Source organism: Janthinobacterium sp. ROICE36, assembly GCF_002869965.1.
GTDB lineage: Bacteria > Pseudomonadota > Gammaproteobacteria > Burkholderiales > Burkholderiaceae_D > Janthinobacterium.
In genome coordinates this window covers 1-22,452 of record NZ_PEBS01000085.1, presented here as the reverse complement: position 1 = coordinate 22,452, position 22,452 = coordinate 1, and the positions used below count along the sequence as shown (strand labels likewise).

Sequence of the window (22,452 nt, the reverse complement as noted above, 5' to 3'; positions counted from 1 at the left end):
CGCAAAACTTCTGCGTTATTCGCTCCTGCCTCGACACGCTACGGAAACAAGGCCATGGCATGCTCGCCGTCTTGCAACGCGCCTTCGCTGGAAACCCGATTCAGCCAGCCCCCGGCTGAACAGTTACGTTAAAAGAGGGGTGGAAGTTCAGATACTCTTATTTGTTTTTCAACTATATATTATATGTGATTTTATTAAGAATAACGCATTAACAATGCATGCAAGATGGGTAATTATTTGTGACATTTCCATCCTCCTTTTCACCATTTTGATGCCCGCTAAGCCTTGGAATGGCGCAAATTATTACTTTTCGTGAGAAAGTTCCTGCGTGCCGGCCAGCGCGCTACAGCAGGCCCAGCACGTGCCACCATACGAAGTCCAGCGGCGTCAATATCAGCAGGCTGAGGATGAATAGGCTCAGGCACAGGCGGGTGACGGCCGCCACCGGCAGGCTGGCCGCCTGCATGGCGAAAATCAGGGGCGGCGCCTGGTAGGGCAGGCAGACATTCGAAAACGCCAGCACTTGCGTCATCAGCACCGTCATCAGCGGCAGGCCCGTGACCGCCGCCAGGTCTTGCGCCATCGGCGTCATCGTCGCCGGCACGCCCGCCAGGTTGGTCACCAGCGACACCACCGTCGAGATCACTGTCAGCACGGCGGCGTTCCACAGCGGGGTGTCGGCCGCAAAGCGCGCATGCCGGCTCAGGCCGTGCACCACGGCTTCGCCCAGGCCGCTTTCCGAAATCACCGCGCCCAGGCCCATCACGCCGGCCACGAACAGCAGCGAGCCATAGTTGATTTCCTGGTTCAGGCATTTTTTCGATGTCAGGTCGGCGGCCGGCCACAGGCAGACCAGGGCAGCGGCCAGGCCGATCCAGGCCGGCGACACATGGTGCAGGCCGTCCGTCATCCATAGGGCCAGGCACCCTCCCAGCACCACGGCCAGTCCCGTTTCCTGCGCCGACATGGGGCCTTGCCGCTGCGCCGGCGCGGCCGCGCGCACCGGGTCGGCGGCGGGAAACATCCACAGGATCAGCAGCACCAGCAGGACGGACTTGAGAATGCCCAGCACGGGGAAATGCAGCAGAAGGTAGTCGACATACGCAATTTTCAGGCCATATAAATTGTCCGCCATGCCCGACAGGATCATGTTCGGCGCGTTAGACGGCAGGATGGCGAAGGTCGGCAGGAAGCTGGAAAAGCTGGCCGCCATCAGCATGCCCGTGCGGCCATTGTGGCCCGCGCCATAGCCGATATGCTCGGCCACGGCCATGGTGATGGGAATGAGCAGCACCACGCGGCCCATGCCCGACGGCATGACAAAGGCCAGCGCCACGCTGAACAGCACGATGCCGGCGATGACGCCCGCGTAGCGCCGCCCCAGCATGCGCGACAGGATGGCCGCTGCGCGCTTGCCCAGGCCAGTGTGGCCGATGGCCGCCCCCATCACGGCGCCGCTGAACAGCAGCCAGAAGGTGGTCGATTGCAGGCCGGAGAACACGCTTTGCGCGGGCGCCATATTGCACAGCATCGCCACCAGGAAGAAGGCCAGGGCCGGCCAGTATTCGGGCACCAGGGCCGTGGCCCACATGCTGATGCAAAAGACCAGCAGTGCCACCACGCCGGCCATGGAGGCCGGCAGGTAGAGCGCGGCCGCCAAGCCGCTGGCGAGCGTCAGCGCGACGATGGCGGCCAGCGCGCGCAGGTGCGCAGCGGGCAGGGGAAGGGCGAGGGACAAGGACTTCAAGGCAACACTCCTGGGCGCGCCGGCGCGGCAGGGCGCCGCGCCGGGTGGTGGTCAATGAAAAACATGGTTTACTGGTAGCGCCGAATGGCGATGCTGCGGAAAGGCTGCTGGGCGTGTGGCGCGGCAGGGGCTGCTGGCTGTTCCAGCCTGGCCAGCAGCGCTTGCGCGCGCAGTTCGGCGGCATCGATGCTGGCCAGCTTCACATGGCCGTAGCCGCGGATGGCCTGCGGCAGTTCGGCCAGCGCCACGATGGAATCGAGGTTCCCGGCGCTCAAGCGCGGCAGCAGGGCATCGAGGCGCGCCGTGTAGTCGGTGATCAGCTGGCGCTCGCGGCGCCGTTCGGCGCTGTAGCCAAACACGTCGAACCGCGTGCCGCGCAGTCCCCTGGCCCTGGCCAGCAAGGCCAGCAGCCTGCCCATCCAGGGGCCGAAGGCGCGCTTGCGCTTGCCCAGCAGCGGCGGCGCCATGTGGAAGGTGAGCGTCACGTCGCCTTCGAACTGCTGGCGCAGCTCGCGCTGGAACTGGCCGTCCGAGAACAGCCGCGCCACCTCATATTCATCCTTGTAGGCCAGCAGCTTGCTGTAGCCGCGCGCCACGGCCAGTGTCAGCACGGGCGGCACATCGGCGCCGAAGACGGCGCTTTCGCGCTCGCGCACGCGCGCGACAAACGCCTGGAAGCGTTCCGCCAGCGCCGCGTTCTGGTAGCGCGCCAGCATGGCGCTGTGCTGTTCCACCAGCGCGCCCAGGCTGGCGTGTTGCACCACCGGAGCTGCGGCCACGCCTTGCAGCAGGGGCGCGCCGCAGGCGGCCAGGCGGCCGGCGGCAAAGGCCGCCTTGTTGGCGTCGACGGCCACGCCATTCAATTCGATGGCCCGTTCCAGCGCCGCCAGGCCGACGGGGATCAGGCCGCGCTGCCAGGCAAAGCCCATCAGCAGTATATTGGCCATGATGGTGTCGCCCATCAGCTGACGCGCCAGTACCTGGCCGTTGCATTCGGCGATGTATTCCACGCCGACAGCGTGGCGCAGCTTGTCCATCAGGGCGCCCGCATGCTGCGGCGCATCCGGATCGCGCACCATGGCGGCGGTGGGAAACTGGTGCGTGTTGGCGAGCACGCGGGTGTGGCCGTGGCGCAGGGTCTGCAGCGCGTCGGCACTGGCGCCGACCACCATGTCGCAGGCCAGCATGGCATCGCTCTGGCCGATGTCGATGCGCGCCTGGTGCAGATCCTGGCCGGCCAGGGCCAGGCGCACGAAGGACAGCACGGCGCCACCTTTTTGCGCAAAGCCCATGAAGTCGAGCACCGAGGCTTGCTTGCCCTCCAGGTGCGCGGCCATGGAGACGAGCGCGCCCAGCGTCACCACGCCCGTGCCGCCCACCCCCGTCACCAGCAGGTTGAACGGGCCGTGCCAGGCATGCGGCGCGGGCGGGGGCAGGGCGGCTGCAGCGCGGCGCAGGGCCTGCGGGTCGATGGCGGCATCGGCTGCCTTGCGCAAGGCGCCGCCGCGCACGGAGACGAAGCTGGGGCAAAAGCCGTTGGCGCAGGAATAATCCTTGTTGCAAGACGATTGGTCGATCGCGCGCTTGCGGCCGTAGCCCGTTTCCAGGGGGACGATGGACAGACAGTTCGACTGGACACCGCAATCGCCGCAGCCTTCGCACACGGCGCTGTTGATGACCATGCGGCGCGGCGGATCGGGTAATTCCTTTTTCTTGCGGCGCCGGCGCAGCTCGGCCGCGCAAGTCTGGTCGTAAATCAGCACGCTGACGCCCTTGACCTCGCGCAGGCGGCGCTGCACCTGGTCGAGCTCCTCGCGTCCGTGGAAGGTGGCGGGCGGCGGGAAGCGGCCGCGCAGGCCCGCGTATTTTTCCGGCGCGTCGCTGACCACGGCAATCGCCTTGGCGCCCTCGGCATGCACCTGCCAGGCGATGGCGTCGACCGTCAGGCTGCCGTCAATGGGCTGGCCGCCCGTCATGGCCACGGCGTCGTTGTATAAAATCTTGTAGGTGATATTGGCGCGCCCGGCGATGGCCTGGCGGATGGCCAGGAAGCCCGAGTGGAAATACGTGCCATCGCCCAGGTTCTGGAACACGTGCGGGGTGGTGCTGAACATCGAGTGCGCCACCCAGTCAACGCCTTCGCCGCCCATCTGTATCAGCCCGGTGGTATCGCGCTCCATCCACGAGGCCATGAAATGGCAGCCGATGCCGGCCTGCGCGCGCGAACCCTGCGGCACCTTGGTGGAGCTGTTGTGCGGGCAGCCGGAACAAAAGTAAGGCTGGCGCCGCACGCCGTCGGCCGCATTCGCCAGCAGCGCGGCGGGCGCGAAGCCGGGCAGCAGGGCGCGGCGGTCGAGCGCCGGCTTGTGCCGCGCCAGCCAGGCCGCCAGCACGCCGGCGATGCGCGAAGGACGCAGTTCGCCCTGCGCTGGCAGCAGCGGCGCACCGCTGGCATCGAGCTTGCCCAGCACCAGCGGGCGGGCGCTGTCCGGCAGGTTGTAGAACAGGGTGCGGATCTGCTGCTCCACCAGCGGTCGCTTTTCTTCGATGACGAGGATTTCCCGCAGGCCGGCCTTGAACTGCGCCAGGCGCACGGGTTCCAGCGGAAAGCTCAGGCCCACCTTGTACAGGCGCACGCCGGCACGTTCCAGCACATCGAGACTGAGGCCCAGGCGCCGCAGTACTTCCAGCACGTCGAGATGCGCCTTGCCACAGGTGACGATGCCGATATCGGCTTGCGCGCTGGGGCACAGCAGGCGGTCGATGCTGTTGGCGCGCGCGAACGCGTGCACGGCGGCCAGCTTGTGCGCATGGCGCGTCTCGATGGGCAGGCCCGGCAGGTCGGGCCAGCGGTAATGCAGGCCGCTGGCCGGCACGCTATAGTCGGCCGGGTGATCGAAGCGGGTGCACAGGGCGTCCAGGTCGACCGTGGCGCCGCTTTCCACCGTTTCGGAAATGGCCTTGAAGCCCACCCACATGCCGGAAAAGCGCGACAGCGCCCAGCCGTACAGGCCAAATTCCAGGTATTCGGCGATGCTGGCCGGATTGACGATAGGCATGCTCCACGCCTGCATGGCGAAATCGCTCTGGTGCGGCATCGATGACGAGACGCAGCCGTGATCGTCGCCGGCCACCACCAGCACGCCGCCGTGCGGCGAGGAACCGTACACATTGCCATGCTTGAGCGCATCGCCGGCCCGGTCCACGCCCGGTCCCTTGCCGTACCACAGGGCGAATACGCCATCGGCCGTGCGCTGGGGATCGGTCTCGACCTGCTGGCTGCCCAGCACGGCGGTGGCGGCCAGCTCTTCGTTGATGGCGGGCAGGAAGCGGATCTGCTGCGCTTCCAGCACGCCGCGCGCGCGCCACAGCGCCTGGTCGTAGCCGCCCAGCGGCGAGCCACGGTAGCCGCTGATGAAGCCGGCCGTGTTCAGGCCCCGCTCGCGGTCCAGCCAGCGCTGCATCAGCGGCAGGCGCACCAGTGCCTGGGTGCCGGTCAGGAAGACGCTGCCGCCGCGTGCCAGCAAGTTGTCTTCCAGCGCATAAGTGCTCAGGCGTACAGCGCCCGGGTCGTCCGCGACCATCTTGTCCATCACTTCCACCTGTGTTCTCCCATCGCCTTGTCGGCTTCCTTGTTGGCTTGCATGCCGCATGCAGGCATGCATGCGTCTTGAGCACGCGGCCGTGTCGGCGCGCCGGATACGGAAGAGGGTCGCGCTGCCGGCGCACCCAAACTTTTCCGTCTATTGATATTCGTTTATCAAGATAAGGGGCCGGACGGGACGGCGCAATTCGCAAATGCTGAGTGCAGCACTCAATAACGCTGATGCGAACGCCGGTGCCTGGCGGCCGCCCCGCAAACGCCGGTGCCTGGCCCGTGGCATCAGTGTTTCTGATCCCCGTACTCAGGATTTGCGAGTTGTGTGGTGCGGGGCTTGGGGCTTATCGTCGGCGTCGAGATGGAAAGCCGAACGATGTTTTTTTTGCAAAGGCAGCACAGCTATGAGTTCATTATTGACGCGCCGCATGGCGCTGCTGGCAGACGCGGACGGACTTGCTCTGCTGGCCCAGGGGTTGCGCGGCATCGAACGCGAAGCGCTGCGCGTGGACGGCCGCGGCCACCTGGCCGCCACGGCGCATCCGCTGGCGCTGGGCGCGGCCCTGACCCATCCCACCATCACGACCGACTATGCGGAGGCGCTGATCGAGCTGATCACGCCGCCCGAGCAAGACACGGCCGCCATGTTGGACGGCTACGACGCCTTGCACCGTTTCGTCTTCAGCGGACTGGGCGACGAAATGCTGTGGAGCCACTCGATGCCGTGCCGCCTGCCCGCCGACGCCGACATCCCGATCGCCTGGTACGGCAGATCGCACATCGGCATGCTCAAGCATGTCTACCGGCGCGGCCTGGCGTTGCGCTATGGCAAAAGCATGCAGTGCATCGCCGGCATCCACTACAACTACTCGCTGCCGCCCGCATTCTGGGAGCGCCTGCGCGCGGACGAGGGCGATGACTGCACGGCGATGCAGTTTCAGTCGGAAAGCTATGTTGCGCTGATCCGCAACTTCCGCCGCTATGGCTGGCTGCTGATGTATCTGTTCGGCGCCGCGCCGGCCCTGTCGGCGCATTTCCCGGGGCGCGGCGCTTTCCCGCTGCAGCAGCTGTCGGCCGATACCTTGTACCTGCCGTACGCCACCAGCCTGCGCATGAGCGACATGGGCTACCAGAACGATGCCCAGGCCGGCCTGACCCCCGATTACAACACGCTCGACAGCTATATCACCAGCCTGGCGGCGGCGATGAACCATCCGTACCTGCCGTATGTCGAACTGGGCACGCGGCGCGAGGGGCAGTGGGTGCAGATCAATACCAACCGCTTGCAGATCGAGAACGAGTACTACTCGGCCATCCGCCCCAAGCGCGTGGCGCACAGCGGCGAACGCCCCCTGCACGCACTGGCCCAGCGCGGCGTGCAGTACGTGGAGGTGCGCTGCCTCGATGTCGACCCGTTCGAGCCGCTGGGCATCGGCGCGTCAGCCTGTCACTTCCTCGACGCCTTTCTGCTGTTTTGCGCGCTGCAGGACAGCCCGCTCACCGGCCATGCCGAAAGCCGCGAGAACACCGAGAATTTCGCCCGTACCGTTCAGCAAGGGCGCCGTCCGGGACTGCTGCTGGAGCGTCACGGCGAACAGGTCGGCCTGCAGGCGTGGGCCGGCGAACTGCTTGAGCGCATTGCGCCCATGGCCGCGCTGCTGGACCAGGCGCGCGGCGGCGATGATTGCGCCACGGCGCTGGCGGCGCAGCGCGCCAAGCTGGCGGACGTGGCACTGACGCCCTCGGCGCGCGTGCTGGAGGCGATCCGCGCCGAACAGGGCAGTTTTGACGCGTTTGCCCTGCGCCAGAGCGCGGCGCACGCGGCGCATTTTCGCGGCCGTCCCCTGGCACCGGCGGCGCTGGCGCGCTTCACGGCGCAGGCCGATGCCTCGCTGGCCGAGCAGGAGCGCGTGGAACGCGCCGACAGCGGCGACTTCGGCCAGTTCGTCCAGCGCTACCAGGCCGGCGCCCGCTATCTGCCCGTGCCGGACGAACCGGCCATGCAAGCTGTCTTGCCACAGCAGCGCGTCGCCTGAAGCCCTTGTCCCAATTTGATCCGAGCCATTACACCATGCGCATACTGCATTCCATGCTGCGCGTCGCCGACCTCGACGCCGCGTTGCATTTTTACCGTGGCGCCCTGGGCATGACCCTGCAGCGGCGCCACGACTATCCCGATGCGCGCTTTACGCGCGCCATTGTCGCCTATGGCGAAGCGCCGGCGCATGCCGCTATCGAACTGACGCACAACTGGGACCGGCAAGCGTATACCCACGGCGACGCCTACGGTTACCTGGCGCTGGCGGTTGACGACGCGGCCGGCGTGTGCGCCAGGGTGCGCGCGCATGGCGGCACCGTCACGCGCGAAGCGGGGCCGATGAAACACGGCAGCAATATCATCGCCTTCGTGCAGGACCCCGACGGCTACCGCATCGAGCTGATCGAAGCGAGCGCGCACTATGACTGACAGCACCGGCTGACACGGCATGGCAGGCGTGCCTGCCGGACATTTTTTGAAAAAGGAGTCACCGCATGGTGCAAGTATCAACGACGGGCAAGACCGCTACATCGCCAGCGCCGCAGCCGCAGAACCGGCAGGCGCTGGTGCATGCGGCCGTGGCTGCGGCCTGCGCGCTGGCCGTGGCGGTCCCCGCGCCGGCGCAGGCGCCGGAAAAAAAAGCCGCTGCCAAGAGCGAAATCTGCTACGGCGTGGCCAAAGCCGGCCAGAATGAATGCGCCAATACCACTTGCTTCCATTTGTGCTCGGGCATGGCGACCGTCGACCGCGATCCTGGCGAATGGATGAGCGTCCCGGCCGGCACGTGCACGGCGCTGGGCGGCAAGGTGGAAGCGGCGCCGCTGGCCTGCCCGGGCGCGGCGTCCGCCAGGACCGGTCCGCCGGCCGATGTGGCGGCCGGCGACGCGCTGTACCACGAAGGCGACGCGGCGCGCGCGCTGCCGGCGTGCGCCGCCTGCCATGGACCGAAGGGCAATGCCGCCGTCGCCGATTATCCGAAACTGGCCGGGCAGAATCTGGCCTATCTGGACACCCAGCTGCGCGCCTTTCGTTCGCATGCGCGCGTCAGTCCCTTGATGAACACGGCCGTGGCGCCCCTGACGGACGGCGATATCGCCAACCTGTCCGCCTATTTGTCCCGGCAACAGCTGGACGCCGTCGACCCCAGCCTCACCACCCCCGTGGCCGCCGGCAAATCGTTTCGCGATTGCGACGGCGCCTGCCCGGAAATGGTGCCGCTGCCGGCCGGGCGCTTCCTCATGGGATCGCCGCCTGGCGAGAGCGGCCGCTTCGGCAATGAAGGCCAGCACCCGGTCGGGATCCTGCAGCCGTTTGCCATCGGCCGCTTCAGCCTGACGTTCGAGCAATTCGACGCCTGCGTTCAGGATGGCGGCTGCGACGGCTACCGGCCATCGGACGAAGGCTGGGGACGCGGCACGCGCCCGGCCGTCAACGTCAGCTGGAACGACGCGCAAAGCTATCTGCGCTGGCTGTCGAAAAAGAGCGGCGCGCGCTACCGCCTGCCCACCGAGGCCGAGTGGGAATATGCGGCGCGCGCCGGCAGCGTCACGGCGCGCTGGTGGGGCGAGGACATTACGCGCGGCGACGCCAAGTACGGCCCCGACGACTGCCCGCAGCAGAAGCATTGCGGCGGCGTGGTCTCCGGCTCGGGCAACTGGCCCACCACGGCGCCTGTGGGCAGCTACGCGCGCAATCCGGCAGGGCTGTACGATGTGCTGGGCAATGTGTGGCAGTGGACGGCCGATTGCTGGCACAGCGACTACGAGGGCGCGCCGAAAGATGGCCGCGTGTGGGAGGAAGCGGGCTGCAAGAAACGCGTGGCGCGCGGCGCCTCCTGGACCGATACGCCGAACTTCGTGCGTGCGGCCACCCGCCTGGGCCTGGGCGCGGAAGGGCGGCGCGGCTGGATAGGCCTGCGCGTGGTGCGCGAGCTGGACGCGGCGCCCGGCACGGCGGCCAAGGGCGGCGCGGCGCCAGCGGGCGCGCGCGGCATGCCCTGATGCGCGAGGTCGATATTGCCGTGCCCATGGTGGGCATCGGCCTGCGCAGCGCACATTATCGCGACATGCTGGCGCGGCGCCAGCCCGTGGACTGGCTCGAGGTCCACAGCGAGAACTACCTGGCCGAAGGCGGCTGGGATTTGCATGTGCTCGAGACGCTGCGCGCCGATTATCCCGTCTCGCTGCATGGCGTCGGCATGGGCCTCGGCTCCGTGCACGGCTTTTCGCGGGGCCATGTCGAGCGCATCGCCCGCCTGGCCGCGCGCATCGAGCCGATGCTGGTCTCCGAGCACCTGTGCTGGGGCGCCACCGGCGAGGCGACGCTCAACGACTTGCTGCCGCTGCCGTTGAACCGGGCCAGCCTGGAACTGGTTTGCCAGCGCGTGGACCTGGTGCAGGAGGTACTAGGCCGTCGCATCCTGCTGGAAAATGTCTCGACCTATTTGCGCTTTCCCGGCGACAGCTGGGGCGAGACGGAGTTCCTCGCCTGCGTGGCGCGCCGCACCGGTTGTCGCGTGCTGCTCGACATCAACAACCTGTATGTCAATCAATGCAACCATGGCGAGGATGCCCTGGCCGCGATGAATGCTCTGGCGCCAGGACTGCTCGGTGAACTGCACCTGGCTGGCCACTGCGATGAAGGCGGCCTGCTGATCGACCACCATGGCGCGCCGGTGGCCGCGCCCGTGTGGGAACTGTACCACGCCGCCTTGCGCCGCTACGGCCCGCTGCCTACCCTGGTCGAATGGGATACCAACTTGCCACCGCTGACCACCTTGCTGGACGAAGTGGCCCGCGCGCGCGCGCTTGCCGACGCGGTGCGTGCGCCGGCCAACCTGGCGCCATGCGATGACGCTTGAGGAGCTGGCGCGCTTGCAGGCCGCGTTCGGCGCGCAGATCAGCGCGCGCACGCCCGATGCCTGCGCGCTGGCGCCGTGGCTGGGCGCCGATGCGCGCGGCGCCAGCGCCCTGGCGCGCTATGGCCAGGCGCTGCGCCAGCATCACGCGCGCGCGCTGGAGCTCGTGTATCCGGTGCTGCGCGCGCTGGGCGGCGCCTCCTGGTTCCTGGGCATGGCGCATGCCTACGGCGATGCCCATCCCTCGCGCTGCGCCGACCTGGCGCGTTTCGGCGCCAGCCTGCCAGTGTTTCTGGCCGCCTGGCCGCCGGCCGCCGCGCATGGCTATTTTGCCGACGTGGCGCGCCTGGAGTGGCTGCTGCACGAAGCGCATGGCGCACCCGATGCCGCAGCCCTGACATTGCGCGACGTGCAGGCGGCCGGGGCGGGCCAGGTCGATGCCTGGCAGCTGGCGCTGCATCCAGCTGCCGTGCTGTACCGTTCGCCTTGGCGCGCGGCGGCGATCTGGCTGGCGCACGACGCACCGGGGCAACACGTCATGCCGCCCGATGCGATGGGCGACACGCTGGCGCTGGTGTACCGCAGCGGCTGGACGGCGCGGGTGCGCGAGATCGATTCGGTGGAAGCTGCGGCGCTGGACATGCTGGCGGGCGGGGCCACCCTGGGCGCTGCACTGGCGGCAGCGCAGCAGGCGCACATGCTGGACAAGGCTGGCGCGCCATTCACGCCGGCGCCCTTGCTGCTGCGCTGGCTGGCCGATGGCGTGCTGGTGCAGGCGCGCGATGGCGCGCGCGCGCTGACCTAAAGGCGTGCCTACAATGGCCAGCCGCAGGTGCCCCAGCCGGTGGCGTCGAGCGGATAGGCATCGGCCGGCGCGGCCGCAGCCTTGCCTTCGCTGCCGTCCTGCTCCTGGATGCGCGCCACGCTGCCCGGCACGAGGAAACGCGCCGCCCAGGACAGCAGGCGGCTCACCGGGCGCTCCACGGCATCGATGCCGGTGCGTGCTGGCCGGCGCGGGCGGCATGGGCGGATGAAGGCGCAAGAATGGCTGGCATGTCGTTGTCGATCAAAGTGGCGATGCAGTCATCGTAGCGCCGCGCCAAGCGCGCCGGAAGGCGTGTGGCGCGCAATGTATCCATGCGTCTGACGCCATGGGCCAAGCAAATCATGCTAAGGTAAGCAACTATGTCGATCCCCGATTTGAACCTGTTAATCACCCTCGATGTCTTGCTTGCCGAAGGCAGCGTCACGCGCGCCGCGCGGCGCTTGCGCCTGAGTCCATCGGCCATGAGCCGGGCCCTGGCGCGCCTGCGCGAGACGACCGGCGATCCGCTGCTGGTGCGCGCCGGGCGCGAACTGGTGCCCACGCCGCGCGCGCTGGAATTGCGCGAACGGGTGGGCCACCTGGTGGGCGAGGCGCTGGCCGTGCTGGGGCCGGCGCAACGGCTCGATCCGCGCCAGCTGGAACAGATATTTACGCTGCGTTCGAGCGACGGTTTCGTGGAAAATTTCGGTCCGGCGCTGCTCGCGCATATCGGCGCGCAGGCGCCTGGTGTGCGGCTGCGTTTCGTGCAAAAGGTCGACCGCGAAAGCGTCCAGCTGCGCGAGGGCAGCATCGACCTGGAGACGGGCGTGATCGGCAATTTCACCAGCCCGGAAGTGCGCACGCGGCGGCTGTTCGGCGACCGTTTCGTGGGCGTGGTGCGCAGCGGCCATCCGTTGGCGCAAGGAGAAATCGGCGCCGAGCGCTATGCTGCCGGCCAGCATGTGCTGGTGGCGCGGCGCGACCAGGATACGGGACCGATGGACGACGCTTTGGCCGCCCTGGGACTGCAGCGGACGATCGCCAGCATCGTCGGCGGCTTTACGGCGGCGCTGGCGCTGGCCGCCGGCTCCGACCTGATCGCCACCGTGCCGGAACGGCATACGGGCAATCTGCGCGCCGGCATGTTCAGCTTTGTGCTGCCGTTGCGCATGCCGGACCTGACCGTCTCGCTGATGTGGCATCCGCGCATGGACGCCGACCCGGCCCACCGCTGGCTGCGCGGCTGCGTGTTCGATGCCTGCGCTGCTCAGGCAGGCGCCGCCTGACGCCGCTGGCAGCGTCTTTCTAGCGCGGCACGGGCCCGTCGAAGCCGCCCGCCATGGCAGTGTAGCCATGGGCGGTGGCGATGGCCACGTCGCGCTGGGCCGTCACCAGCTGCTCCTGCGTGGCCAGCGCAATGCGTTCGGCTTCGAGCACCCCGAGCAGGCTTTCCGCGCCTTCCTGGTAGCGCACGCGGGCCAGGCGCGCACTTTCCTGCGCCAGCTGGTGCGCCTCGCGCAGTTGCGCATGGCGGCTGCGCAGCTGCACCCATTGCGCGATGGCGCTGTCGGTTTCTTCCAGTGCCAGTGCCAGCGCCTTGTCGAAGCCAGCTTGCGCGGCCAGCACTTCAGCGCCGGCTGCGCGCGCGCGGGCGCGGCGCGTGCCGCCGTCGAACAGCGGCAGGGAAAAGGCGGCGCCCGCATGCCAGCGCGCCGCATCGCTGCCATTCCAGTCGCCGGCCACGCCTGAGGCGCCGAACAGCGCGCCCAGACTGATGCGCGGGAAGCGCTCGGCGATGGCCGCGCCTTCGCGGGCGCTGGCCGCCGCCAGTGCGCGTTCGGCCGCGCGCACGTCGGGCCGGCGCAGCAGCAGGTGCGCCGGTTCGTCCGTCAGCAGTGTCTGCGGCAGCGCCAGCGGCATCGGCTGGTCGAGTGCCGCCAGTTCCGGCGCATCGAGGCGCTGCCCCGTGAGGGTGGCCAGGCGGTTGCGCGCCACGCGCTCCTCGGCATTCAGGCTGGGCAGGCGGGCGCTGGCCAGGCGCATCTGCGCTTCGGCGCGCATGCGTTCGGCCGGCGCGGCGCGGCCCGCGTTCTCGCGCTCGCGCACCAGGCGCAAGGTGCCGGACTGGTTCGACAATTGCTCCTGCAGGCTGGCGCGCATCTGCTGCGCGCCGCGCAGCACCAGGTAGGCATCGACCACCTGCGCCAGGATCAGGCGCCGCACGTCGTCGCGCACGGCGGCGCGCTCGTCCGCCGATGCCTCGGCCGCGGCGATGCTGTGGCGCACGCGGCCGAACAGGTCGAGCTCCCAGCTGAAGACGGCGTTCCACTGCACCGGCGAGGCGATGTGTGGCTGGCCGTCGCTGCTCTCGATCGCCGCCAGACGCGCGCGCCCGGCCTGGGCCTCGAGGTCTACCGCCGGCAGGCGGGCGCCGCGCGCCGCTTGCGCGAACTCGCTGGCACTGGCCAGGCGCGCGGCGGCGATGCGCACGTCGTAATTGTCTTGCCAGGCGCGCCGCACCAGCTGCTCCAGCCCGGCGTCGCCCAGCTCTTGCCACCACAGCGACGGCGGCGCGCCGGCCTGCAGCTCTGGTGCGCCGGCGACCGAGGGCAGGCGCGGCAGCTGCGCCGTGCCTTGCGCGCGCGTCGCCGTGGGCGTGCCGACGCTGCAGCCGGCCAGGGCCAGCAGCGCCGCCAGCACGGGTGCTGTCATGGCTGTCATGTGTCTCATGCGGTTCATGCGGTTCATGCGGCTTCTCCCAGCGCGACCGTACGCGTCACAGGCGCCGCGCGGCGCCTGCTCAGCAAGGTGAAAAACAAAGGTGTAAACAACAGGCCCGACAAGGTCACGCCGAGCATGCCGGCGAAAACGGCCGTGCCCATCGACTGGCGCATTTCCGCGCCCGGACCGGAAGACAGCATCAGCGGTATCGCGCCCAGCAGGAAGGCCAGCGACGTCATCAGGATCGGCCGCAAGCGCGTGCGGGCGGCGGCGATGGCCGCTTCGCGCGCATCGGCGCCGGCTGCCATCGCCTGGCGCGCGAATTCAACGATCAGGATGGCATTCTTGGCCGCCAGGCCGATCAGCACCACGATGCTGATCTGCGTCAGCACGTTGTTGTCCAGGCCGCGCCACGATACCCCGATCAGCGTGGCCAGCACGCAGCTGGGTACGATCAGCACGACGGACAGGGGCAGCAGCCAGCTTTCAAACAGGGCCGCCAGCAGCAAGTACACTAGCAGCACGGCCAGGCCCAGCACCATGCCGGTGCTGCCGCCCGCGTGTTTTTCCTGCAGCGCCAGTTCCGTCCACTCGTAATCGAAGCCGGCTGGCAGGCGTGCCTTGAGCAGCTCTTCCATCGCGGCGATGGTTTGCCCCGTCGAGTAGCCAGGCTTGGTGCTGCCCTGGATTTCGGCGGCCGGATACAGGTTGTAGCGCGGTACGCGGAACGGCGCCGTGCCTTCGCTGAAGGTGGCCACGCTGCCCAGCGGGACCATGTCGCCGTTGGCGGCGCGCGTTTTGAGCGCGGCCAGGTCGGCCACGCTGCGCCGGTAGGGTGCGTCCGCCTGCGCGGTGACGCGCCAGACCCGGCCCATCAGATTCATGTCGTTGACGAACACGGGCGCCATGTAGCTTTGCAGGGTCTCGTTGACGCGCAGCAGCGGCACGCCCAGGTATTCAGCCTTGGTGCGGTCCAGTTCAACCTTGATCTGCGGGTTCATGGCGTTGAACGGCGTGAAGGCGCCCATCACCGAGGGCAGCTTGGACGCTTCCTCGACGATGCCGCGCGCGGCCGCCTGCAAGGCTTGCGGTCCCAGGCCGCCCGTGTCGCGCAGCATCAGCTTGAAGCCGCCGCCGGTGCCGATGCCAGGCACGGAAGGTGGTGGTATCACCATCACGCGCGCCGCGCTGATGGGCGCCAGCCTGGCGCGCATGGCGCCCAGCATGGCCGGGCCGTTCAGGCCATCGCTGGCGCGCGTGCCGAAGTCCTTGAATATGGTGAAGATGACGGCTGTGTTGGGCGCCGAGGTAAACGTGGCGCCGTCGGTGCCGACGAAGGCGGCCGTGTGGGCCACGCCGGGATGGCTCATCAGGCGGGCCGTGGCGTCCTGCACCACTTCGCTGGTGCGCGCCAGGGTCGAGCCGGCCGGCAGCTGGATCGAGACGATGGCATAGCCGCGGTCCAGCTGCGGCACGAAGCCGCGCGGAGTGACGTCCAGGCGCCACAGGGTCAGGCCCGCCAGCACCAGGTACACGGGCAGCATCAGCCAGCGGCGCGAGAGTATGCGCCCGGTCAGCTGTACGTAGCCGCCCGTCAGGCGGGAAAAGCCGCGGTTGAAGATGCTCATCCAGCGAGCGCCCAGGCTGCTGGCATCGTGCTGCGGTTTGAGCAGCAGCGCGGCCAGGGCCGGCGACAGCGTCAGCGAGACCAGCGCCGAGATCACGGTGGAGGCGGCGATGGTGACGGCGAACTGGCGGTAGAACATGCCGGAGATGCCATCGATGAAGGCCGTCGGCACGAACACCGCCACCAGCACCAGCGCGATGGCGACCAGGGCGAAGCCCACCTCGTTCATGCTGCGCTGCGCTGCAGCGACGGGGCTCATGCCTTCCTCCATGTGGCGCTCGACGTTTTCCACCACCACGATGGCGTCATCGACGACGATGCCGATGGCCAGCACCAGGCCGAATAGCGACAGGGTATTCAAGGTATAGCCCATCGCGGCAAGCACCGTGAAGGTGCCGACCAGGGACACGGGAATGGCCAGGATGGGAATGATGGCGGCGCGCCACGAGCCGAGGAACAGCAGCATGGCCAGGCACACCAGCAGCGCCGCCTCGAAGATGGTGTTGCGCACCTTGTCGATCGAGGAGCGGATGAACTCGGTCGGATTGTAATACGCGTGGTAGGCCACGTCCTGCGGGAAATCGGCTTCCATTTTGGCCAGTTGGGCCAGCACGCGGTCGCCGGTGGCCAGCGCATTCGAGCCGGGCAGCAGGCTGATGCCCAGCGCGATGGCCGTGCGGTTGTCGACAAAGCCGCTTTCCGTGTAGTCCTGCGCGCCCATCTCGACGCGCGCCACGTCGCGCAGGCGCACCACGCCGGCCTCGGCACGGGCGGCCACGACGATGGATTCGAATTCGGCCACGTCGCGCAGGCGGCTTTGCGCCTGCACCTGCACCTGGTAGGCGCCGTCGCTGCCGCCCGGCGGCTGGTTCAAGACCCCCGCGGCGACCTGCGAGTTGGCTTGCCGCACGGCGGCGATCACTTCCGGCGCCGTCAAGCCCAGCGAGGCCACGCGCGTCGGATCGAGCCAGATGCGCATCGAGAAGTCGCGCGCGCCGCGCGTGTAGATGTCACCGACGCCTTCGACGCGGGCCAGCTTGTCCTTGATGGCGGTGCCGATGAAGTTGGAGATGTACTGCTGGTCGCGCGTGCCTTTCGGCGAATCGAACAGCACCACCATCAGCAGGTCGGGCGAGGCCTTCTTGACGGCCAGCCCCAGCCGGCGCACGGCTTCGGGCAGGCGCGCTTCGGCCACCGCCACGCGGTTCTGCACCAGCGACTGGGCCTGCTCGACGTTGGTGCCCGGCTTGAACACCACGCTGATGGTCAGCTTGCCGTCACCCACCGATTGCGAGGACATGTAGAGCATGCCGTCGACGCCATTGATTTCCTGTTCGATCGGCGCGGCGACGGTGTCGGCGATTTCCTGCGCCGAGGCGCCCGGATAATTGGCCTTCACCGTCACCGTCGGGGGTACGATCTCGGGAAACTCCGAGATCGGCAGGCGCAGGGCCGACACCGCGCCCACCAGCGTGATCAGGATCGACAGCACGATGGCAAACACGGGGCGGCGGATGAAAAATTGGGAGAAACGCATGGCTTCTCCTTATGCGCCGTTGGCGCGCGGAGCGGCCACCAGCACCTGGTCGCCCGGGTGCACCTTGGCCGCGCCGGAGACGATGACCCTGTCCTGTGGGCCGAGGCCGGACAGCACGATCTGCTTGTCGCCCCGCAGGCCGCCCAATTCCAGCTTGCGCGGCGCTACCTTGCCCGCTGCGTCCACGACGAACACCATCTTCTTGTTCTGGTCATTAAGGATGGCGGCGTCAGGCACCAGCAGGCGCTCTTGCGCCGCGCCGACGGGGATGCGCACGCGGGCAAAGCTGCCTGGCATGATGGCGTGGTCGGCGTTGGCCAGGCTGGCGCGCAGGCGCACCGTGCCCGAGCGGGCGCTGATTTCGTTGTCGATGAAGTCCACCGTGGCGTCCTGGTCGGGACCGCCGCCATCGAGCGCCAGTTGCACCTTGGATGGCAGCTTGCTTTGCTGGCGCAGGCGCTGGAAATCAGCCTCTGACAAATCGACCATGGCGCGCACGGGGCTGTGCGCAACGATGGTGGTCAGCACGCTGCTCTGCGTCGCACCGCCGGCCACGTAGTTGCCGACATCGACGCGGCGGTCCGAGACGGTGCCGGCGATGGGCGCGCGCATGGTGGTGAAGGACAGCTCCAGTGCGGCGCTGCGCAATTCCGCCTGACTCAGCATGACGGCCGCCTGTGCGCCTTCCAATTCGCCGCGCGCCCGTTCCAGTTCCTCGGTGCTGGCCGCGCCCGTTTGCTGTAGGCGGCTGCTGCGCTCGAATTGGGCAATTGCCAGCTTGCTGCGCGCGCTGGCCTGGGCCAGGCTGGCCTGGGCGCGGTCGCGCGCCGCAGCAAAGGGACGCGGATCGATGACGAACAGCGCATCGCCAGCCTTGACTTGCTGGCCATCGCGAAAGGCGATCTGCTGCAGGTAGCCCGACACGCGCGAGCGCACTTCCACGCGCTGCGAAGGCTCGATACGGCCCGTGTAGTCGAGGGTCGCTTGCACCATCGACGTTTCCGGCAGCGCCACGGAAACGGTGGGCTTGGGCGGCGCGCCGCCAGGCGCGGCCTGGGAGCGGCCGCAGCCGGACAAGGTGGCGCTGCAGGCCAGCGCCAGCAGCAGTAACAGCGGGACGGGCAGGGACGGAATCGGACGGGGGCGCATCATGCGGGGTCTCCAGAAGACGTAGGGGGCTTGGCCAGGGTGCGGCCGAGCGCGAAAATGGCCAGTGCGGCGAGTATCAGCGCGCTGGCCACGGCAAAGGTGGCGTGCATGCCACGGATCATGGCGGCTGGCGGGGCGCTGGCGATATCGCTGGCGCTGGCGCTGGCCGCGAAGATGGCGCCCATCACGGAGGCGCCCGTGACGAGGCCGAGATTGCGCGACAGATTGAGCATGCCGGAGATGACGCCGCGCTGATCGGCAACGATGTCGCCCATCACGGCGGTATTGTTGGCTGCCTGGAACAGCGCATAACTGGACGTGAGCAGCATGATGGGCGCGACGTAGCCGGGGATGCCCAGGCTGGCCGGCAGCAGGGTCAGCGCCAGGCATGCGCTGACCGCGCCGCACAGGCCCGCGCCGCCCATGCGCTGCGCGCCATAGCGGTCCACCAGCCAGCCGGAGGGCACGCCGCAGAATGCCGCCACCAGCGGCCCGGCCGCCAGCACCATGCCGGTGATGGCCGTGCCCAGGCCCAGGCCGCGCGCCAGGTAGAAGGGACCGACCACGAGGGTGGACATCATGACCGTCGATACCAGCATGCTGGTCGCCAGGCCGGCGCTGAGCACCGGCGCACGCAGCATGGCCAGGCGTATCAGCGGCGCCGGCGCCTTCAGTTCCACATACACGAACAAGGCGGCGCCCACGCAGGCAGCCAGCAGCAGGGCCACGTTGCGCATGCCGAAATGGCCGCGGCCCAGGGTCATGGCCAGTGCATAGGCGGCCAGGGTCAACGTCAACAGCAGGGTGCCGCGGTGGTCGAACACCGGTCGCTTGGCGTGTGCGCTGTGCTGGTCCGCCGGCAGGAAGCGCCAGGCCATCAGCAGGGCCACGCCCGCCAGCGGCACGTTGACGAGGAAAATGGCTTGCCAGCCGAAGCGGGCGATCAGCAGGCCGCCCAGCGCCGGGCCGAGCGTGGTGCCGACGGCCGACATGGTGCCGAGCAGGCCCATGGCGCTGCCGGTCTGCGCCTTGGGCACGGTGCTGCCGACAAAGGCCATGGTCAGCGCCATCATGACGGAAGCGCCCAGGCCTTGCAGGGCCCGCGCGGCGACCAGCAACCACAAACTGGGCGCCAGGGCGCACAGGATGGAGGCGACGGCAAACAGCGCGATGCCGGCCAGCAGCAGGCGGCGCCGGCCGACCATGTCGCCGAGGCGGCCCACGCTGACGATCAGGGCGGTGATGGCCAGCAGATAGGCCAGCACGATCCACTGCACATCCTGGAACGGCGCGTGCAGGGCCCTGGCCATGTCGGGCAGGCCCACGTTGGCGATGCTGGTGCCCAGCGCGGGCAGCAGCATCGCCAGTGACAGGCTGGCAAGCGCGCCGCGCACCGGTCGCTTGGTGGCGCCTGCGAGGGTGGCTTGCTGGCTCGGTGGTACGGGTTTTGACGGCGAATTCATAGCGTGGTTTGTCCATCCAATAAGAGTCATTCCATGGTACTGAGGGATTTGGCATGGCGGAAGACGCATCATTTGCACATTGTTGTTGCGTTTGACGCCATGTCAGTGTGCCGCTGGACGGGCTACAGCATCTGGTCCATCTCGAAGGCGGGCAGGCTCTCGGCCTGGTGGTAGCGGACGATGCGCCCGGGAATGCCGGCCACGGTGCAATGCGCCGGCACGTCGCGCAACACCACGCTGCCGGCGGCCACTTTGCTCATGGCGCCGATTTCGATATTGCCGAGGATTTTGGCGCCAGCGCCCAGCATCACGCCCGAGCGGATCTTGGGATGGCGGTCGCCATGCTCCTTGCCGGTACCTCCGAGGGTAACGTTCTGCAGGATGGAGACGTAGTCTTCGACCACGGCCGTTTCACCGATGACGATGCCGCTGCCGTGATCGAGCATGATGCCCGCGCCGATGCGCGCGGCCGGATGGATGTCGATGCCGAAGATGCTGGCCGCATGGCTGGACAGGGAAAAAGCGGCCTCCCTGCGGCCCGCCGCCCACAGATGGTGCGCCATGCGGTAGGTTTGCAGGGCATGAAAACCCTTCAGGTTCAGCAGCGCGTGCAGGCTGTCCGGACAGGCCGGATCGCGCTGTGCGATGGCTGCAAGGTCGGCCGTGATGCTGGCCAGGATCGGCAGCTGGGTGCTTAAAATGTCTTCGAACAGGGGACGCAGCACCGCCGGACGCATGTCGCGCGCGCCCAGGCGGTGTGCCAGGACGGCGGCTAGCAGCCCTGCGGCACCGTCGTGCGGCAGTATCAGCTCGTCGAGCATGGGGCGCAGCAGCGGCTCGCGCGCAGCGAGCCGCTGCGCCAGTTCGCGCACCTGTTCCCAGGCACCGTCCACGCCTGCGGGCTGGCTGGCTGCGGCGGTATCGATGCGGCCCAAGGGCGGCGCGGGCGGCAGGGGGCTGGCGTATGTCAAGTAAGTCATGGTGGCGCCTGTCCAGGCCAAGGAGGAAAGGAGGGCGCCTGGCTACAACGCCGGCGCCGGCTGGCAAAGACCCAGGATTCCGGAAAGCCGGGCTGCGTGCATTGCGGGTACACGATAAGCCGCCGCAGGGGGGCGAAGCAAATCGTAATTACTGAGCGCGCGGCTCACGATTCCTGATGCTTGGGGCGGCAGTGGCGTGGGCGAATGCTGCGCTGCCGCTGGGGCAGGCGGCGCAGCGGGGGCGGTGAGTGGGAGAGGTAAGGAGGCTGCGCAGCGCAGCCGCGTGGCGGGAAAAATCGCAGCGGACCGGCAGCCAGTCGCCCGGCGGTTACTGCGAGTAGCCCTGGAAATCGTCGTGCACGTCGTGGCGGATACCCCACCACGGCAAATAGGCATTGTTTTCGCCGCGCGCGCGGAACCATGGCTTGTCGTGGGCGATGGGCCGCACCGTAGCCGGCGGTGTGACCAGCACGCCCGTGACGCTGGCAGGATCGCTGGTGCCCGCCACCAGCACCGGCTTGCCGACGTGGTTCGCATCGGCGATGCCCAGGGCGACATTGGTCAGCGCCGTGCCGGCGCCCATTTCGCCCAGTAGTGCCGGCGTGTTGAAGGTCTGTCGCAGGAAGTCGAAGCCCGGCACTTCCAGCGTCAGCGCGTGCGCCAGTTGTCCCAGCCGGTCGGATGAGCTGGGCAGGGTCTGGCTGGCATCGTGGATGACGTAGCCGATGTCTTCTTCCGTCTTGCCGCCCTGGCGCGCCGCTTCGGCAAAGAGCGCCTGCCACGCCTGCACGGCGCGCGGGGGCTTGTCCTTGCTCAGTTCAAAATCGGCCACATTCTTCTTGGCCGGATAGCCTAGCCACGCCAGCGCCGCCCGCTCCGTCTTGAAATCGGGACCGGCCAGCACCAGCAGCACCAGGTTTTCATTGATCTGCATGGTTTTCGGCCGGCTCGGCGCGTCCCAGTTCATGACCCATACGGTTTCCTTGGGATGCGTTTCCAGGTAAGCCAGCGCGGCCTGCAGGGAGGTGTAGCCCGCGTTGTTGCCGCGCAGGGTGATGCGCACGTCGGGTGGGGTGGCGCGGGTCCACAGGGTGGGGAAGTGGGGGTTGCCGATGCTGAAGGTGCTGGTGATGGTTTGCTGCGTGAATTGGTGTACTTCTGCCAGATCGAATTTTCCTTCAGGCAGGGCATATTCGACGCGGATGCCGGCCAGTTCGCGCCAGTTCTGTTTCTTATCCTTGGGATAGACATGGTAGAAGTAGGTGGGGCTGGAATAGTAAATATCGTGGAAATTGGTCATCAGCTCGCGCAGATATTTGTGGTGATAGCCCTTGAACGTTTCCGTACCATCGAGATCGTGAGCAATCGGGGCGACGGCCTGCAAGGTGCTGAAACCTCGAGGATCTGTCCTGACCATATCGTCATTTTTGTTGGGCTTGGCCAATCCCAACGTCCATAGCAGTTGCCACTCGGTCGGATAGTCGAGCCGTTGCAGTGGATTGAGCCACTGCAGGCCCACCACTTGTGCCCGGAAAGGAGCATGGGCCGTGATTTTCGGGAGATCGTCTTCTTTCTGCGCAGGTTTCACGGCGCAGGCTGTCAATAGCGCAAATAGGGAGAAAGCGGCGAGCATGGGCAGCGCAAGGAACTGTTTCATGAGTTCTCCAGGTGAATGGGTAGTCTGGTGACCTGCATAGCTTGGCCAGTTGAGCCAGAGCGCAAGGCAAATGACTATGAAAGATGCGGCGAGGGCCCAGGCCAGTCGCTGGCGCGGCGTGGCAATGAACTTACGCACCGTCCGTCTAAAGTGGATCCATTAGTCAAGACACTTTGCCGACTAATTTAAGCTGTGCCCGTTTCCACTGCTTCAGCTGCGCGGCGCTGACCCGTATTGCTCTTTCCCTGTGACTTCTTCTCGTCGTCACCAAAC

16 protein-coding genes are annotated in these 22,452 nt (G+C 67.8%); 6 read left to right on the top strand and 10 right to left on the bottom strand.

Annotated features, from left to right (window positions below; translation table 11 throughout):
* Positions 1 to 343: 343 nt before the first annotated feature.
* Together CSZ94_RS23840 and CSZ94_RS23835 are read right to left on the bottom strand one after the other, a co-directional pair.
* Positions 344 to 1,747, bottom strand: a complete 1,404-nt coding sequence (locus tag CSZ94_RS23840; protein ID WP_102123799.1) for an SLC13 family permease — start codon at positions 1,745 to 1,747, stop codon at positions 344 to 346.
* A 68-nt stretch (positions 1,748 to 1,815) separates the two neighbouring features.
* Positions 1,816 to 5,331, bottom strand: coding sequence for an indolepyruvate ferredoxin oxidoreductase family protein (locus CSZ94_RS23835; protein ID WP_102123801.1), 3,516 nt, complete (start codon positions 5,329 to 5,331; stop codon positions 1,816 to 1,818).
* A gap of 418 nt (positions 5,332 to 5,749) precedes the next feature.
* Here CSZ94_RS23835 and gshA point away from each other — a divergent pair, with 418 nt between their 5' ends.
* From gshA to CSZ94_RS23810, 5 genes are all read left to right on the top strand, one after another.
* Positions 5,750 to 7,381, top strand: coding sequence for a glutamate--cysteine ligase (gene gshA / locus CSZ94_RS23830; RefSeq protein WP_102123798.1), 1,632 nt, complete (start codon positions 5,750 to 5,752; stop codon positions 7,379 to 7,381).
* 35 nt (positions 7,382 to 7,416) lie between these two features.
* Positions 7,417 to 7,812: a lactoylglutathione lyase gene (gene gloA, locus CSZ94_RS23825; RefSeq protein ID WP_102123800.1), complete on the top strand. Its 396-nt coding sequence runs from the start codon at positions 7,417 to 7,419 to the stop codon at positions 7,810 to 7,812.
* Between the two features lie 65 nt (positions 7,813 to 7,877).
* Positions 7,878 to 9,383, top strand: a complete 1,506-nt coding sequence (gene bufA1, locus CSZ94_RS23820) for a BufA1 family periplasmic bufferin-type metallophore (RefSeq protein WP_102123797.1) — start codon at positions 7,878 to 7,880, stop codon at positions 9,381 to 9,383.
* On the top strand, positions 9,383 to 10,243 hold the full coding sequence (bufB, locus tag CSZ94_RS23815) for an MNIO family bufferin maturase (protein WP_102123796.1): 861 nt from the start codon (positions 9,383 to 9,385) through the stop codon (positions 10,241 to 10,243). The genes bufA1 and bufB overlap by 1 nt, the downstream gene beginning before the upstream one ends.
* A complete protein-coding gene (locus CSZ94_RS23810; protein WP_102123795.1) occupies positions 10,233 to 11,045 on the top strand; it encodes an HvfC/BufC N-terminal domain-containing protein in 813 nt (270 codons plus the stop codon). Before bufB ends, CSZ94_RS23810 begins: the two co-directional genes overlap by 11 nt.
* An 8-nt stretch (positions 11,046 to 11,053) precedes the next feature.
* On the opposite strand, the gene CSZ94_RS28145 is transcribed toward CSZ94_RS23810, so the two are convergent.
* Both CSZ94_RS28145 and CSZ94_RS28140 read right to left on the bottom strand, forming a co-directional pair.
* A complete protein-coding gene (locus CSZ94_RS28145; protein WP_180977602.1) occupies positions 11,054 to 11,212 on the bottom strand; it encodes a hypothetical protein in 159 nt (52 codons plus the stop codon).
* Positions 11,209 to 11,379, bottom strand: coding sequence for a hypothetical protein (locus tag CSZ94_RS28140; RefSeq protein ID WP_180977601.1), 171 nt, complete (start codon positions 11,377 to 11,379; stop codon positions 11,209 to 11,211). The genes CSZ94_RS28145 and CSZ94_RS28140 overlap by 4 nt, the downstream gene beginning before the upstream one ends.
* A gap of 46 nt (positions 11,380 to 11,425) precedes the next feature.
* Between CSZ94_RS28140 and CSZ94_RS23805 the strand changes: the two genes are divergently transcribed.
* Positions 11,426 to 12,331: a LysR family transcriptional regulator gene (locus CSZ94_RS23805; protein WP_102123794.1), complete on the top strand. Its 906-nt coding sequence runs from the start codon at positions 11,426 to 11,428 to the stop codon at positions 12,329 to 12,331.
* 19 nt (positions 12,332 to 12,350) lie between these two features.
* Here the strand turns inward: CSZ94_RS23805 and CSZ94_RS23800 are convergent, their stop codons facing one another.
* The 6 genes from CSZ94_RS23800 to CSZ94_RS23775 form a co-directional block, all read right to left on the bottom strand.
* On the bottom strand, positions 12,351 to 13,766 hold the full coding sequence (locus CSZ94_RS23800; protein ID WP_180977600.1) for an efflux transporter outer membrane subunit: 1,416 nt from the start codon (positions 13,764 to 13,766) through the stop codon (positions 12,351 to 12,353).
* Between the two features lie 23 nt (positions 13,767 to 13,789).
* The gene (locus CSZ94_RS23795; RefSeq protein WP_102123792.1) at positions 13,790 to 16,930 is read right to left on the bottom strand and encodes an efflux RND transporter permease subunit; all 3,141 of its coding nucleotides are present in this window, start codon (positions 16,928 to 16,930) and stop codon (positions 13,790 to 13,792) included.
* A 9-nt stretch (positions 16,931 to 16,939) separates the two neighbouring features.
* Positions 16,940 to 18,082, bottom strand: coding sequence for an efflux RND transporter periplasmic adaptor subunit (locus CSZ94_RS23790; RefSeq protein ID WP_102123791.1), 1,143 nt, complete (start codon positions 18,080 to 18,082; stop codon positions 16,940 to 16,942).
* Entirely contained in the window at positions 18,079 to 19,542 is a 1,464-nt protein-coding gene (locus CSZ94_RS23785) for an MFS transporter (RefSeq protein ID WP_102123790.1), read from the bottom strand. The genes CSZ94_RS23790 and CSZ94_RS23785 overlap by 4 nt, the downstream gene beginning before the upstream one ends.
* A gap of 122 nt (positions 19,543 to 19,664) precedes the next feature.
* Positions 19,665 to 20,522, bottom strand: coding sequence for a serine O-acetyltransferase (gene cysE / locus CSZ94_RS23780; protein ID WP_102123789.1), 858 nt, complete (start codon positions 20,520 to 20,522; stop codon positions 19,665 to 19,667).
* A 328-nt stretch (positions 20,523 to 20,850) separates the two neighbouring features.
* Positions 20,851 to 22,179 carry a hypothetical protein gene (locus CSZ94_RS23775; RefSeq protein WP_102123788.1) on the bottom strand — a complete coding sequence of 443 codons (1,329 nt, stop codon included), beginning with the start codon at positions 22,177 to 22,179 and terminating at the stop codon, positions 20,851 to 20,853.
* Between the last annotated feature and the right edge of the window lie 273 nt (positions 22,180 to 22,452).